The 13,876-nt window shown below is 73.3% G+C and carries 16 protein-coding genes; 6 read left to right on the top strand and 10 right to left on the bottom strand.

What is annotated here, in order from left to right:
• Positions 1-864, top strand: a complete 864-nt coding sequence (locus ACQPXD_RS03505) for a RecB family exonuclease (protein WP_432834718.1) — start codon at positions 1-3, stop codon at positions 862-864.
• Positions 865-876: 12 nt separating this feature from the next.
• On the opposite strand, the gene ACQPXD_RS03500 is transcribed toward ACQPXD_RS03505, so the two are convergent.
• The 6 genes from ACQPXD_RS03500 to ACQPXD_RS03475 all read right to left on the bottom strand — a co-directional run bounded on the left by ACQPXD_RS03500 (position 877) and on the right by ACQPXD_RS03475 (position 5,597).
• Positions 877-1,254, bottom strand: coding sequence for an ArsR/SmtB family transcription factor (locus ACQPXD_RS03500; RefSeq protein ID WP_432834716.1), 378 nt, complete (start codon positions 1,252-1,254; stop codon positions 877-879).
• The gene (locus ACQPXD_RS03495) at positions 1,247-1,678 is read right to left on the bottom strand and encodes an SRPBCC family protein (protein ID WP_432834714.1); all 432 of its coding nucleotides are present in this window, start codon (positions 1,676-1,678) and stop codon (positions 1,247-1,249) included. The genes ACQPXD_RS03500 and ACQPXD_RS03495 overlap by 8 nt, the downstream gene beginning before the upstream one ends.
• Before the next feature lie 810 nt (positions 1,679-2,488).
• Positions 2,489-2,902: a CoA-binding protein gene (locus ACQPXD_RS03490; protein ID WP_432834712.1), complete on the bottom strand. Its 414-nt coding sequence runs from the start codon at positions 2,900-2,902 to the stop codon at positions 2,489-2,491.
• Between the two features lie 9 nt (positions 2,903-2,911).
• The gene (locus ACQPXD_RS03485; protein ID WP_432834710.1) at positions 2,912-3,622 is read right to left on the bottom strand and encodes a hypothetical protein; all 711 of its coding nucleotides are present in this window, start codon (positions 3,620-3,622) and stop codon (positions 2,912-2,914) included.
• 57 nt (positions 3,623-3,679) lie between these two features.
• Positions 3,680-4,591 (bottom strand): SDR family NAD(P)-dependent oxidoreductase, encoded by a 912-nt coding sequence (locus ACQPXD_RS03480; protein ID WP_432834708.1) that lies wholly within the window; start codon positions 4,589-4,591, stop codon positions 3,680-3,682.
• Between the two features lie 52 nt (positions 4,592-4,643).
• Positions 4,644-5,597, bottom strand: coding sequence for an HpcH/HpaI aldolase/citrate lyase family protein (locus ACQPXD_RS03475; protein ID WP_432834706.1), 954 nt, complete (start codon positions 5,595-5,597; stop codon positions 4,644-4,646).
• Between the two features lie 74 nt (positions 5,598-5,671).
• Between ACQPXD_RS03475 and ACQPXD_RS03470 the strand changes: the two genes are divergently transcribed.
• Positions 5,672-6,493, top strand: a complete 822-nt coding sequence (locus ACQPXD_RS03470) for an SDR family NAD(P)-dependent oxidoreductase (RefSeq protein WP_432843618.1) — start codon at positions 5,672-5,674, stop codon at positions 6,491-6,493.
• Here ACQPXD_RS03470 and ACQPXD_RS03465 read toward each other — a convergent pair.
• Genes ACQPXD_RS03465 through ACQPXD_RS03455 form a run of 3 tightly spaced genes read right to left on the bottom strand, consistent with a single transcriptional unit; the run spans position 6,471 to position 8,312 of the window.
• On the bottom strand, positions 6,471-6,965 hold the full coding sequence (locus ACQPXD_RS03465; protein ID WP_432834704.1) for a hypothetical protein: 495 nt from the start codon (positions 6,963-6,965) through the stop codon (positions 6,471-6,473). The two genes, ACQPXD_RS03470 and ACQPXD_RS03465, sit on opposite strands and share 23 nt — an antisense overlap.
• A 43-nt stretch (positions 6,966-7,008) precedes the next feature.
• Positions 7,009-7,605, bottom strand: a complete 597-nt coding sequence (gene amrA, locus ACQPXD_RS03460; RefSeq protein ID WP_432834702.1) for an AmmeMemoRadiSam system protein A — start codon at positions 7,603-7,605, stop codon at positions 7,009-7,011.
• The gene (locus tag ACQPXD_RS03455) at positions 7,602-8,312 is read right to left on the bottom strand and encodes an HAD family hydrolase (RefSeq protein WP_432834700.1); all 711 of its coding nucleotides are present in this window, start codon (positions 8,310-8,312) and stop codon (positions 7,602-7,604) included. The genes amrA and ACQPXD_RS03455 overlap by 4 nt, the downstream gene beginning before the upstream one ends.
• A gap of 80 nt (positions 8,313-8,392) precedes the next feature.
• On the opposite strand from ACQPXD_RS03455, the gene ACQPXD_RS03450 reads away from it, so the two are divergent.
• Positions 8,393-9,331, top strand: coding sequence for a DMT family transporter (locus ACQPXD_RS03450; protein WP_432834698.1), 939 nt, complete (start codon positions 8,393-8,395; stop codon positions 9,329-9,331).
• On the opposite strand, the gene ACQPXD_RS03445 is transcribed toward ACQPXD_RS03450, so the two are convergent.
• Positions 9,277-10,134: a PhzF family phenazine biosynthesis protein gene (locus ACQPXD_RS03445; protein WP_432834696.1), complete on the bottom strand. Its 858-nt coding sequence runs from the start codon at positions 10,132-10,134 to the stop codon at positions 9,277-9,279. The genes ACQPXD_RS03450 and ACQPXD_RS03445 overlap by 55 nt on opposite strands.
• Positions 10,135-10,215: 81 nt before the next feature.
• Between ACQPXD_RS03445 and ACQPXD_RS03440 the strand changes: the two genes are divergently transcribed.
• The 3 genes from ACQPXD_RS03440 (at position 10,216) to ACQPXD_RS03430 (ending at position 13,312) form a co-directional block, all read left to right on the top strand.
• Positions 10,216-11,508 (top strand): magnesium transporter MgtE N-terminal domain-containing protein, encoded by a 1,293-nt coding sequence (locus ACQPXD_RS03440; protein ID WP_432834694.1) that lies wholly within the window; start codon positions 10,216-10,218, stop codon positions 11,506-11,508.
• Positions 11,501-12,088, top strand: a complete 588-nt coding sequence (locus ACQPXD_RS03435; RefSeq protein ID WP_432843616.1) for a DUF1003 domain-containing protein — start codon at positions 11,501-11,503, stop codon at positions 12,086-12,088. Before ACQPXD_RS03440 ends, ACQPXD_RS03435 begins: the two co-directional genes overlap by 8 nt.
• Positions 12,089-12,169: 81 nt before the next feature.
• On the top strand, positions 12,170-13,312 hold the full coding sequence (locus tag ACQPXD_RS03430) for a P-loop NTPase (protein ID WP_432834692.1): 1,143 nt from the start codon (positions 12,170-12,172) through the stop codon (positions 13,310-13,312).
• Positions 13,313-13,876: the final 564 nt, after the last annotated feature.

The raw sequence follows: 13,876 nt of genomic DNA, 5'->3' as shown, positions 1-13,876 counted from the left end.
ATGCTCCCCGTGGAGCAGTTGGGACTATTCGCAACACCGCGGCGGCTGTTCACCTGCACGCCGAGCAAGCTCGGCAGCTACGAGGACTGTCCGCGCCGCTATCGGTATTCGTATGTCGACCGCCCGGCCCCGCCGAAGGGCCCGCCGTGGGCGCACAACTCGCTGGGGGCGTCGGTGCACACCACCCTGCGCAACTGGTATGCGTTGCCCACCGAGCGGCGCACCACGGCCGCCCTGCCCACGCTGCTCAAGTCCACCTGGGTCCGCGAGGGCTATCGCGACGATGCCCAGGAGCGCGAGGTCTATCGCCGCGCCCTCGACTGGCTGGAGTCCTATGTGGATGGCCTCGACCCGGCCGACGAGCCGGTCGGCGTCGAGCGCACGGTGGCCGCCCGCACCGAGACCCTGGCCCTGTCCGGCCGCGTCGACCGCATCGACCAGCGCGGCGAGGAGCTGGTGATCGTCGACTACAAGACCGGCCGCACCGGCCTGTCCCCCGACGACGCCCGCGGCTCGCGCGCGCTGGCCCTCTATGCGATCGCCGCGGGCCGGGTCTTCCGCCGCGAGTGCCACCGGGTCGAGCTCCACCACCTGCCGACCGGCACCGTGGCCGCCCACGACCACACGCCGCAGTCCCTGGAGCGCCACCTGCGCCGCGCCGAGGAGACCGCGGCCGACATCATGGCCGCGGAGCAGGCGGTCGCCGCCGGCACCACGGCGCCCGACAAGGCCTTCCCGCCGTCCCCCGGCCCGCAGTGCTCCTGGTGCGACTACCGCAAGACGTGCCCGGTGGGCCAGCAGTCCCCGCCTCGCGACCCCTGGACCGCCGTTGACCGCCCACCGGCCAACGACGACCCCGAGTAAGGCCGGCGGCGCTCATGGCTCTGCTGCGTCCCCCTCCGCCGGCTCCGTGGCCACCGCACGCAGGCGGGCGAGCGCCCCGGTCCAGTAAGCCTCATATCGGGCCAGCCACGGCGCCAGCGCCTGCGACATCGCGTCCGCGTCGATGGCGTAGAGCTGGTTGCGGCCCTGGCGGGTCGCCGTGACCAGGCCGGTCGCCCGCAGCGCCATGAGGTGCTTCGAGATGCCCGAGGCCACGAGGTCGGGGAAGTGCCCGGCCAGCTCGCTCACGGTCAGCGTGCCGCGGTCGGCCAGCAGATCGAGGATGCGCCGGCGCGTCGGATCGGCCAGCACCCGGAACAGGTCGTCGCTCGTGCCGGCGGCCGGCCCGGGGCCCGCGCGGTCATCAGACACCGCCGGTCGCCACCGCGTCGGCCAGTCGCTGGAGCACCTGGTGCTTGTCGGTGCCGCGTTCGTAGGCCTCCAGCGTCCGGGCCCAGGTCGGCGTGCCGATGCCGGCGAATCCGTCGTGGACCAGCCCGACCCGGGTGCCGGACGCGATCGGCTCCAGCGTGATGACCAGGCGACCCGGGTGCACCCAGCCGGAGCCCTCCTCCAGCCACGACAGCACCAGCCGGCCCTCCGGCACGAGTTCCAGCACCGTGCCGCTGACCCAGGTCGCTTCGTCACCGCTGCGCATCCGGTAGGCGCCACCGACGCGCAGGTCGATCTCGACGTTCGGCGCGAGCCAGCGCCGCAGCCCGTCCTGTGTGGACAGCCACCGCCACACGCTGCTCGGCGGCGCGGGTATCTCGATGAAGCGGACAACCTCGGGCATGTGAACCTCCTCAACGTCTTACCGCATAGTAATACATTACCGCACAGTAAGGCATCCCCAACACCGAGGGAGTTGGCCGTGACCGCGGAGGAGGCGGGCACGGCGACCGACGGCGCCCGGCCCGCGCGTCCCGACGTGCCGGGCGGGCATGGAGGGCATGGCGGTCGACGGTCACGTCCCATCCGCCATCCGCCATCCGCCGGACGCCATCCGCCGGACGCCGGACGCCGGACGCCGGACGCCGGACGCCGGACGCCGGACGCCGCAGAGCATGGCACACCGACCGGAAGTCTCCGCGATCATGCGCAACTGGCACCGACACCAACGGTTTTTCATGATCACGGAGTGCTGATGTACCCCCGTGTACCGAAAGTCTCCGGGATCATGGCAAACCCGTGGTGCGCCCACCGCGCACAACATGATCACGGAGACATACGTCCGCCCCCGCCCCACGCGGATCGGATGGTGCGCCCGACGGGTGCGACATCCGCCCGCCGCGCCCCGCCGCGCCCCGCCGCGCCCCGCCCGCGCCCCGCCGCGCCCCGCCGCACCCCGCCGCACCCCGCCGCACCCCGCCTCGCCGCCCGGGTTGGGGGCGATGGCCGTTGCCATCGACGACCGGCCTGCGGGAGCCGTCCGACATGAACCGCCACGGTCACGCGGTGCCCTCATACACCACGCCAGCGGGCACCCTCGGCCAACTGGCCCCTGCGCCTGTCGCGACCCGACCGATTCCACCGCCCAGGCCCCACGGTCACGAGCCACCACCCCGGGCCGCTGGGGCAAAACGGCGGGCCGCCGGACCGGGGACTAAGCAGCGTCGGGGCCGGTGATGGCGTGGACGGCGCGGACGACGGCGATGCAGGTGTTCTCCAGGTAGTCGACGCCGGCCGCCTCGGCCAGGGCGCGGCCCTCCGGTGAGTAGATGTCCTGCTGCAGCCAGACGGCCGGGGCACCGATGGCGAGCGCCTCCTTGACCACCTGGGTGGCGTCGGCGGACGGGCGGAACACGTTGACGAGGTCGACCGGGAAGGGGATGTCGGCCAGGGAACGGTAGGCGCGCTCGCCGAAGATCTCGGTGGCGAAGGGGTTGACGGGGATGATGCGCCATCCGTGTCGCTGGATCTGCCTCGGCACCGAATGGGCGGTCTTCGACGGATTCCGGGAAGCGCCCACGACCGCGATGGTCTTGGCCTGGCGCAGGATCTGCTCAGCGGTGCGCATGTCTCGACGTTAGCTCGCCTGGCGGGCGACGGCGCCGCGTAAGCGCTGCAGCTCATCGGGGGTGCCGATCGCCGGGCGGCGCTCCGGGTCGGCGACGTAGGAGTGGATGGCGCGGAACAGGAACCACAGCGACACGTCGAGCGGCGTGACCTGGCCGGGCTGGAACCGCTTGATCGAGCGGCCGCGCACCAGCGCGGGGTGGGCGAGCGTCCACTGCGGACTCTCCGGGCCGGGCTCCAGCGCGGTCCAGGGCACGAAGGTGCGGCCGCCGTCGATGGCCACGCCGTCGGGGGTGATCACCAGTGGGCCGCTGCGCAGCATGCGGTAGATCAGCATGCCCATGGCGACGGCGTTGAGTGCGAAGATGGCCCAGGCCAGGGTGGGGACGATCCGGCCGGTGACCCGGACGCCGTTGAGGGCCATGAGCAGCAGCGCGGCGCTGAGCAGGCCGTTGAAGATGCACTGGCGGCGGAAGGCGGGCGCGGCGGCGAAGGCCGGCAGGCCTTGGTACACCGTCAGGCGGAACGTCGACGGGCCGCGGGTGCTGCGGGTCAGCTGCACCAGGCCGACGACGATGCCGAGCGTGGTCAGCGGCTGCAGGACCAGCAGGAGCGGGATGAACGCGTCGGGCTCGTCGGCGAGCAGCACGACGCCGACCGCCGAGCCGACGACGGCCGGTGGCCCGAGTAGCACCGCGTAGTCACCGGCACGCGCCCCCATGCCGCAGAGCGTAGCCAGCCAACCTGGTGATTGGCTGACCGCTCGGCTGTGGACAAACTAACGGTACTGGGCCTCGCGGACGCTGTTGCCGCCGTCGATGACGAGCATCTGGCCGGTGATGTACGAGGCGCCGGGCGAGCACAGGAACGCGATCGTGGCGGCGACCTCCTCCGGCGTGCCGGGGCGCCCCATCGGCGTGCCGAAGCCGTGCTTGAGCTCGACCAGCGTGGAGGCGCCGGTGTGGATGATGCCGGGGGCGACCGCGTTGACCGTGATGCCGTCGGCGACCAGCTCCATCGCCAGCGCGCGGGTCAAGCCGACCACGCCGGCCTTCGCCGCCGCGTAGCCGGCCTCGGCGGGCAGCGCGTTGACCGGGCCGGCGGTGGCGGCGAGGTTGACGATCCGGCCCCAGCCGTGCTCGGCCATGCCGCCCACGAAGGCCCGGCTGACCAGGAACGCCGTGGTCAGGTTGCGGTCGATCTCGCCGCGCCACTCGTCGTAGGTCAGCTGGGCGACCGGGCGCAGCACCTCGGGGCTCGCCTTGCTGGCCAGCCCGGCGTTGTTGACCAGGATGTCGACCGTGCCGACCTGGTCGGTGATCGCGTCGGCCAGGGCGCCGACCTCGGCCTCGACGGTGAGGTCGGCGACGAACCCGGTCACGCCGAGCTCGCTGGCCCGGTCGTGGATGCGCCGCGTGGTGGAGACGATCGCGACCGCCGCCCCCATCTGCTTGAGCCGGCGGGCCGTCGCGTAGCCGATGCCGTCGGGGCTGCCCGCGCCGGTGACCAGGGCCACCCGCCCGTCGAGCCGGTCGACCGCGGTCGGTGCCTCCTCGCCGGCGGGGTCGCCGACGAGCTCGGTATCGCTGGACGGAACCGCCCGCAAGGTGCGTCGCGCGGAGGACGGCCGGCTCGCGTCGCGCCGGCCGCTCTTCCCGGCGGGGCCGCTGGAACGTAGGTCGGGTGCCATAGGGCAAATCCTGCCTTCCGGATCCGCCGCCGGGCAATCCGACGCGCGTTTCTCAGTTCGGCGGGGTGAACGCGGTGGTGCGTTTCATCCCGGCCGCCCGGCCCTTGGCCGAGACGACCAGCGCCATCTTGCGGGACGCCTCGTCGATCATCTCGTCGCCGAGCATCACGGCGCCGCGCAGACCGCCCGCCTCGGAGGTGGCGTGCTCGTACGCGTCGAGGATGAGCTCGGCGCGGTCGTAGTCCTCCTGCGCGGGCGAGTAGATCTCGTTGGCCGTCTCGATCTGGCCGGGGTGCAGCACCCACTTGCCGTCGAAGCCGAGCGCGGCGCTGCGCCGGGCGGCCGCGTGGAACCCGTCGAGGTCGCGGATCTGCAGGAACGGGCCGTCGATGGCCTGCAGGTCGTGCATGCGGGCGGCCATGAGCAGGCGCATGAGGATGTAGTGGTACGGGTCACCGGGGTAGTCCGGGATGAGCGCGCCGACGGTGAGCGATCGCATGTTGATCGAGGCCATGAAGTCGGCGGGGCCGAAGATGATGGTCTCCATCCGCCTGCTGGCCGCGGCGATGGCGTCGACGTTGACCAGGCCGGCCGCGTTCTCGATCTGCGCCTCGATGCCGATCCCGCCGACCGGCAGGCCGATCGCCCGCTCGATCTGGGTCAGCGTGAGGTCGAGCCACTCGACGTGGGCGGCGCTTTGCACCTTGGGCAGGATGATGCAGTCGAGGTTGGCGCCGGCGCCCTCGACCACCTCGATCACGTCGCGGTAGGTCCACGGCGTGGTCAGGTCGTTGACCCGCACGGCGCGGGTCTTGCCGGCCCAGTCGCCGTCGTTGAGGGCGGCCACGACGTTCTTGCGCGCGTCGGGCTTGGCCAGCGCCGCGACCGCGTCCTCCAGGTCGAGAAACACCTGGTCGGCGGGGAGCCCCTGGGCCTTGCCGAGCATCTTGACGCTGGATCCGGGCACGGCCAGGCACGAGCGGCGCGGGCGTCCGAGGGCGGCCATGGCGGGGCTCCTTAGGGAAAGTTCAGCCGATCACCACACGCTAACCTCGTGCCGTGAGTACACGGCATGTACCTGTGGGCGATCTCACCGGGCGCACGGTGGTCATCACCGGTGCCAGCTCGGGCATCGGGCTGGCCGCGGCCGTCGAGATGGCCGGCCGCGGCGCCGGCACGGTGCTCGTGGGCCGCAACCCGGCCCGCCTGGAGGCCGCCGCCGCGGCCGTGCAGCAGGCCGGTGGGCGGGCCCCGGCCGCGTACCGCAGCGACTTCGCGAAGCTCGACGACGTGCACGTGCTGGTCGATCATCTGCGCCAGCGGTACAACCGCATCGACGTGCTGGCGAACAACGCCGGTGGCCTCGTGCGCGGGCACCGGATCACCGCCGACGGGTTCGAGGAGACCCTGCAGACCAACCACCTGGCCGCGTTCCTGCTCAGCAGCCTGCTGCGGGAGCAGCTGCGCGGCGGGCGGATCATCAACACGGCGTCCGTGGCGCACGCGGCTGGCGCGCTGGACCCGGGCGACCTGCGCGGCACCCGCGGGCGCGGGGCGTGGCGGCAGTACTGCTCGGCCAAGCAGGCCAACATCCTGTTCGCGGCGGAGGCGGCCCGGCGCTGGCCGGACATCATGTCGGCGGCGTATCACCCCGGCTATGTCCGCAGCCGGTTCGGCTCGTGGTTGGGGATCCCCGTGGTGAGCAAGGCGGTGCCGTTCGCCCGGACCCCGCAGCAGGGTGCCGACACGTTGGTCTGGCTGGCCGCGACGCCGACGTCGCAGCTGACCTCGGGCGGCTACTACGTGGACCGCAAGCTGTCACGGCCGATGCGGGAGACGGCCGACCCGGCGCTCGCCGCCCGTCTGTGGGAGGAGAGCCTCACCGCCGTGGGTCTCGGGTAGCCCCGCGGACCTTGTGCAGGCGGAACGGCCGGCGCGGGATGCGCGTGGCCGGGGTCGGGCGGGGCGGGGCGGCCTGCGCGTCGTCGGGCAGGGCGGCGCTCACGCCGTCCGGGGTCAGCCGGCTGACCACGCACCGCTCGGCCCACGCCCGGGCCAGGTCCTCGGCGCCGGCCGCGCCGTTGAGCCGCTTGCCGGCCAGCGGCACCACGAGCTCGGCCCACGCCTCGTCGTCGGACGCGATCCGGCTCACACCGGCCGGGAAGGTGACGATCCGGCCGCCGTGATCACCGCGCAGCGTCACCTCGGCCTCGGCGGCGTCGGCCAGCCCGGGCACGGCCTGCTCGCCCTCGCCGCTCACCACCAGCAGCGACCCGCCGAGCCAGGCGCACCACACCAGGGTCGAGGGGCGGCCGCCCACGGCGATCCAGGCGACCGCGGCCTTCTTCGCCGCCTCCTCGATCAGCGCGTCCATAACCCCATCCAACCACGACCAGCGCGTCCACGCGGCCGGCCGATCACGATGGCGCCGGCAGGGCCGCGCGCGGTGATCGGTCCTGGAACTCGGTCGAGCCGTAGCGCAGGGCGGTCAGGCCGGTCGGCCACTCGGTGTCCGGCCAGCCGCCCTTGCGCAGCAGCGCCGCGACGAACAGCTCCGGCTCGGCGAGCTTGGCCCAGACCGAGGGCAGGAACGTGGCCCGGCGCCGGTCGGCGTGCAGGATCAGCCCGTCGACGCCCGGCCGCAGCGCGGCGATCAGCTCCGCGCGGCTGCCGGCCGGGATCGGCTCGGGCGGGTCGAGCACCGAGACCTTGACGTCCAGCGCCGGCCAGTCGGCGACGGTGACCGGGGGCAGCCGCGGGTCGCTCATCGCGCGCACCGCGTTGTGCACCACGTCGCGGTGCAGCGGCCGGACCCGCTCCAGGGTGCCCACGCAGCCGCGCAGCGCGCCGCCGCGCTCCAGGGTCACGAACGAGGCGCCCTCGGCGTGCAGCGGGCCGCCGGCCGGTAACGAGGCGATCAGGCGGATGCCGCTGAGCCGCGCATGGACCGCGTCCGCCGCCAGGCGGGCGAGGATCCGGCCATCCGCCGGCGTGAGCGCCGCCGTCACGGTCACGCGACCAGCATAGGCGCGCTCACGCGGCGGATGGCCCGCACGAGCTCGAGGACCTCGGCGAGGGACTCGACCGCCGCGCCGCGCCAGTCCGGCTCGGCGTCGAACGTGAGGTGTTCGCCCAGGTCGGGCGCCTGCAGCTGGACGGCGGTGAGCCCGTAGCGGGCGGCGCCGGTGAGCTCGCGGCCGCCGCCGTCGCCGACGTACAGGCAGCGACCGGGGTCGACGTCGAGCAGGTCGCAGGCGGTGGCATACATCGCCGGGTGCGGCTTGGCGTGGCCGACCTGCACGGAGTAGACGGCCACGTCGTAGACGCCGGCCAGCGGCGAGCAGGGCAGATACAGCGGCAGCTCGAACCAGCAGTCGCTGACGATCGCGATGCGCACCCCGGCCGCCCGCAGCGCGCGCAGCACCGGGATCGTCTCGGGGCGCAGCGGGGCGTCGTCGCGCAGCGCGGCGCGGCGCAGCTCGACGGCGGCGCGCAGCTGGGCGGTGGTCGGCTCGACGCCGAGCTCGGTGCAGAGCCGGCGCAGGCCCGCGAAGTGCCCCCCGTAGGCGCCGCGGATCCGCTCGTCGTAGGTGCGGTCCAGCAGCTCGACCCAGGCGGCCGGGTCGACCCCGAGCACCTCGGCGGTGCGCCGGTGCGCGTTGCCGCGCCGGACGGCGCTCGTACACGTGTTGAAGTAGTCAAAACAGACGGCTTGTAACAACGTTCGGCCCCCCTTGCCTCCTCCGAACGGTCTACCTGGTCGCGTGAGCGCCCAGTGTCGGATCAACGACAATTCGCACCATGCGCCAGGTCGGTCTCACCACCCTCATCGCCCTCACCGTCGCGATCGTCGCCGTGTCCGCCTCGGCGCCGCTCATCGCGTTCGCGGCGGCGCCGGCCCTGGCCATCGCGTTCTGGCGCAACGCGCTGGGCGCCGCCGCGCTCGCCCCGGTGGCACTGACCCGGCGCCGGTTGGAGGCGCGCGAGCTGCTGCGCGCGGGCGCGGGCCGCCGGACGCTCGGCGTGACCCTGCTGTCGGGGGCGTTCCTGGCCGTGCACTTCGGCACCTGGGTACCGAGCGCCAAGCTGACCAGCGTGGCGATGTCGGTGGCGCTGGTCAGCACCGTGCCGGTCTGGACGGCGCTGATCGGGGCGGCCCGCGGGATCCGGGTCGCGGGCAGCACCTGGGCCGGGATCGCGATCGCGATGGCCGGTGTCGCGCTGGCCACCGGCGCCGACCCGGACCTGTCCGGCCGGGCGCTGCTCGGCGACGCCCTCGCGCTGGCCGGCGGGATCGCCTCCGCCGTCTACACGCTGCTCGGCGAGCGGGCCCGGGCCAGCATCGCGACCACCACGTACGCCTCGATCTGCTACTCCGTGTGCGCGGTGCTCCTGCTCATCGGGTGCCTCGTGGCGAAGGCCGAGCTTTGGGGGTACCCCCGCCAAACCGTCATAGCGATCGCGGGACTGACACTCGGGCCCCAGCTGCTCGGCCACACGCTGGTGAATTACGCATTGCGCCGGGTCAGCGCCACGACGGTGGCCGTGCTGCTCCTGCTGGAGGTGCCGGGCGCGCTGGTGATCGCCTGGCTGCTGCTCGGCCAGCTGCCGGCCGCGCGCACGCTGCCCGGCATCGCGGTGCTCCTGGCCGGCGTGGCGGTGGTCGTGCTCGGCGGCCGGCGGCGTCAGCCCACGAACGGGGGCACGGTCATCTCGCCGGAGGCGATCGGCACCACGTGACCGCCGACGGTCGCCGACACGGCGGAGCCGCCGCTTGCGGTGATCGTGCAGTGCAGCGCCGAGGGGCGGTGCATCTCCGAACCTTGATCGATGTGGTACTCCGAGAGCCCGTCGCCGGGCAGCAGCCCGCTGCCCACCAGCCAGACGCCCAGCCCCATCGCGGCCGACCCGGTCGCCGGGTCCTCGGCCACGCCGACCTCCGGCACCAGCACCCGCGCGTGGGCGGCGCGCCGCTGCGCGTCCCAGTGCAAGACGCTGAGGTTGTCCACCGGCCGCTGCAGCCGCACCCGGCCGACCGCCTCGTCGGTCACCGACAGGAACGTGAACTCCAGGCCGCAGCCGGCCTGGCGCGGCGCCGGCCCGGCGAAGTCCGCCCCGGTGAGGCCGATCGAGGCGAGCAGCGGGCCCGGGTCGAGCTCCGGGCCGATGGTCGGCCGGCCCCCGGTGACGGTCGCCGTGCCGTGCACCTCGTCGATCCGGATCGGCAGCAGGCCCGCGCCGCACTCCTGGACCACGTCGGGGCCCTTCACGAGCCCGGCGCGCAGCAGCGTCACGGCGCAGCCGACGCTGGGGTGCCCGGCGAAGGGGAGCTCGGTGCCCGGGGTGAAGATGCGCACACGGTACGTCGCCTCGCCGGTCGTGGGCGGCAGCACGAAGATCGTCTCGGAGAGGTTGAACTCGCGCGCGATCGCCTGCATCTGCTCGCCGGCCAGCTCCTGCGCGTCGAAGACGATCGCCAGGGGATTTCCGGTGAAGGGCCGGTCGGTGAAGACGTCGACGACGGAGTACCGCACCATGCTCATGAGCCACAGCGTAGGCGGCGCGCGGCACACAGGTCCGGTCCAACGGCGAGCCGGTGGATATCTTCAGTAGGCTTGAGGATCGTGAGTGCTGCGCCGCGGGTCTACATCGCGCGTCTCGCGGGCCTGAACGTGTTCGATCCGAACGGCGACCAGGTCGGCCGGGTGCGTGACGCCGTCGCGCGCGCCCGCCCGGGCAACCAGCCGCCCCGCGTGGTCGGGCTGGTGGCCGAGATGCCCATGCGCCGGCGCATCTTCCTGCCGATCGGCCGGATCACCGCGATCGAGCCCGACGCCGTGGTGCTCAACACCGGCACGCTCAACCTGCGCCGCTTCGAGAAGCGCCCGGGCGAGCTGCTGGTACTGGAGGACTTCATGGACCGGCACGTCACCGTGGCCGCGACCGGCCGCACCGGGGCGGTGGTCGACGTGGCCATGGATGCCGACCGCACCGGCGAGTGGTCGCTGTCGCGGGTCGCGGTGCGCGAGTTCACCGGCCGGCTCACCCGGCGGGGCCACCTCAACCAGCTCGAGTGGGGCGAGGTCACCGGGCTGACCGGCGCCCCGCAGAGCCAGGGCACCGCCGGCATCCTGGCCGTGCTGGACAACATGCGGGCCGCGGACCTCGCCAACGTGCTGCAGGATCTGTCGGAGAGCCGGCGCGTCGAGGTGGCCGCGGCGCTGGACGACGAGCGCCTCGCGGACGTGCTGGAGGAGCTGCCCGAGCACGACCAGCTGGAGATCATCGCGGCGCTGGAGCCGCAGCGGGCGGCCGACGTGCTGGAGGAGATGGACCCGGACGACGCCGCCGACCTGCTCGCCGAGATGCCCAAGCCCGAGCAGGAGGTCCTGCTCGACCTCATGGAGCCCGACGAGGCCTCGCCGGTGCGGGCCCTGCTGGAGTACGCCCCGGGCACCGCCGGCGCCGTCATGACCTCCGAGCCGATCGTGATGGCGCCCGACGCCACGGTCGCCGAGGCGCTGGCCCGCATCCGTGAGCCGCAGCTGTCCCCGGCCGTGGCCGCGGGCGTCTTCGTGACCCGGCCGCCGATGGCCACGCCGACCGGGCGGTACCTCGGCGTGGTGCACTTCCAGCGGCTCCTGCGCGAGGCCCCGTCGGCGTTGCTGGGCGGGGTCGTGGACAACGGCATCGACCCGCTGGCGCCGGACACGACGCTGGCCGAGATCACTCGCCGCATGGCGACCTACAACCTGGTGGTGATGCCCGTGGTCGACGACAACGACAAGCTGGTCGGCGCCGTCACCGTCGACGACGTGCTCGACCACCTGCTGCCCGAGGACTGGCGTGACCGGGACCACGCCGAGCCGCTGACCATCGCCGTTCCCGACTCGGCTGGCGGCGGTGGCCGTGGCTGAGCGGCGGCGCCTGGACCAGCCGCGCGAGAGCCGGATCACGCTGCCGCGCTTCGACCCCGAGGCCTTCGGGCAGTGGTCGGAAGGCATCGCCCGGTTCATGGGCACAGCGAAGTTCCTCGTCTACATGACGATCGTGATCCTGGCCTGGATCGCGTGGAACACGTTGACGCCCCGAAGCTGGCAGTTCGACCCGTACACCTTCACGTTCCTGACCCTGATCCTCTCCCTGCAGGCCTCCTACGCGGCGCCGCTGATCCTGCTCGCGCAGAACCGGCAGGCCGACCGGGACCGCCTGGCTTCCGAGGAGGACCGGCGGCGGGCGGCCGCGCAGAAGGCGGACACGGAGTATCTGGCCCGCGAGATCGCCGCGCTGCGCATCGCGCTCGGCGAGGTGGCGACCCGCGACTTCCTGCGCTCCGAGCTGGCCCGGGTGGCCGAGGAACTGGACGAGGCGGCCGACCGGCGGGCCAAGGCGGAGCGCAAGAAGGTCCGCAAGGCGCTCGGCTCGCTGTCCGACCCCGCTCAGGATGAACCGGATGATTCGGTCGATACCGATAATCCGGGACTACGCCGCCGTTGAGCGATCCCGGCCGTGTGACGCGTTCCTCCGCGCGGCCGTTGCCTGGCGGGCGCGCGCTTCGCCCGACGTACCATGGCACCCATGTCAGCCCCGGCCACCACCGTCGAGGACGCGATCGCCGCCGCGCTCGCAACCGTCGACGACCCTGAGATCCGCCGGCCCATCACCGAGCTGGGCATGGTCCGCGACGTCACGCTGCGCCCCGGCGGCGTCGCCGCGATCGGCATCCTGCTCACGGTGGCCGGCTGCCCGCTGCGCGACAAGCTGCGCACCGACATCACCAGGGCGGTCGCCGCCGTCGCCGGCGTCACCGCGGTCGAGATCGACTTCGGCGTGATGACCCCCGAGCAGCGCAAGGACCTGCAGACCAGCCTGCGCGGCGACGTGCAGGAGCCGGTGATCCCGTTCGCCCAGCCCGGCTCGCGCACCCGCGTCTACGCGGTGGCCAGCGGCAAGGGCGGCGTCGGCAAGTCCAGCGTCACGGTCAACCTGGCCGCCGCCCTGGCCGCCCGCGGCCTCTCCGTCGGCGTCGTCGACGCCGACATCTACGGCCACTCGGTCCCCCGCATGCTCGGCGCCGACGGCCGCCCGACCCAGGTCGAGTCCATGATCATGCCCCCCTCCGCCCACGGCGTGAAGGTCATCTCGATCGGCATGTTCACCCCCGGCAACACCGCCGTCGTCTGGCGCGGCCCGATGCTGCACCGGGCCCTGCAGCAGTTCCTCGCCGACGTCTACTGGGGCGAGCTCGACGTCCTGCTCCTCGACCTGCCACCGGGCACCGGCGACGTGGCCATCTCGCTCGCGCAGCTGCTGCCCTCGGCCGAGATCCTGGTCGTGACCACCCCGCAGGCCGCCGCGGCGGAGGTGGCGGAGCGGGCCGGCTCCATCGCCCTGCAGACCCACCAGCGCATCGTGGGCGTGGTGGAGAACATGTCGTGGCTGGAGCTGCCGGACGGCCAGCGCATGGAGATCTTCGGCGCCGGCGGCGGGCAGACCGTGGCGGATTCGCTGACCCGCATGGTCGGCGCGAAGGTGCCGCTGCTGGGCCAGATCCCGCTCGACACCCGCCTGCGCGAGGCCGGCGACTCGGGCCTCCCCCTGGTCCTGGCCACCCCGGACGCCCCGGCGGCGGCGGCTCTTACGTCGGTCGCCAACAAGCTGGCCCTGCGCCGCGAGAGCCTGGTCGGCAAGCCGCTGGGCCTGAAGCCCGCCGGCCGCTGACCGTCGCCGGCCACCGACCACGCCGAGTGGCCACCACCAACGCCTCGCCCACCCGCCCGCCACCACCACGGACGCCTTCCGCCCGCCGCCACCACGCGCCTCGACCGCCCCCACCGCCAGGCGGCTCGACCACCCACCACCACGCGGCTCGACCACCCACCACCACGCGGCTCGACCACCCACCACCACGCGGCTCGACCGCTCGCCACCGCCAGGCGGCTCAAGCGCCCGCCGGCGGCAGACGCGAGCCGACCGCCGCTCTGCCAGCCGACACTCTGTTGGCCGACCTGATAACTCGCCCCTGGCGCGCCATCGGTCGGCGGGCCGGCCTCTTAGCCGGCGGCCCGCGCCTCAGCGTCAATATCCGAAATATCACCCGCCGAGGGAAATTTCGGGTGAATCGGGCCGCAGAGACGTCCAGGCTTCTCAGCGCAGCGGCCGGAGCGGACGAATCGCTCCGCGATCATGCGACTCCCGCTACCGTGCAGCGGGTTTCTCATGATCGCGGAGACATATGGTACCTATGTGTACATAATCCATCCGTGATCATGGAAAACGCATGAT

Origin of the sequence: Dactylosporangium sp. CA-092794 (assembly GCF_050948465.1) — a bacterium.
Classification (GTDB): Bacteria; Actinomycetota; Actinomycetes; order Mycobacteriales; family Micromonosporaceae; genus Dactylosporangium.
This window is presented reverse-complemented; position numbering and strand designations above follow the sequence as displayed.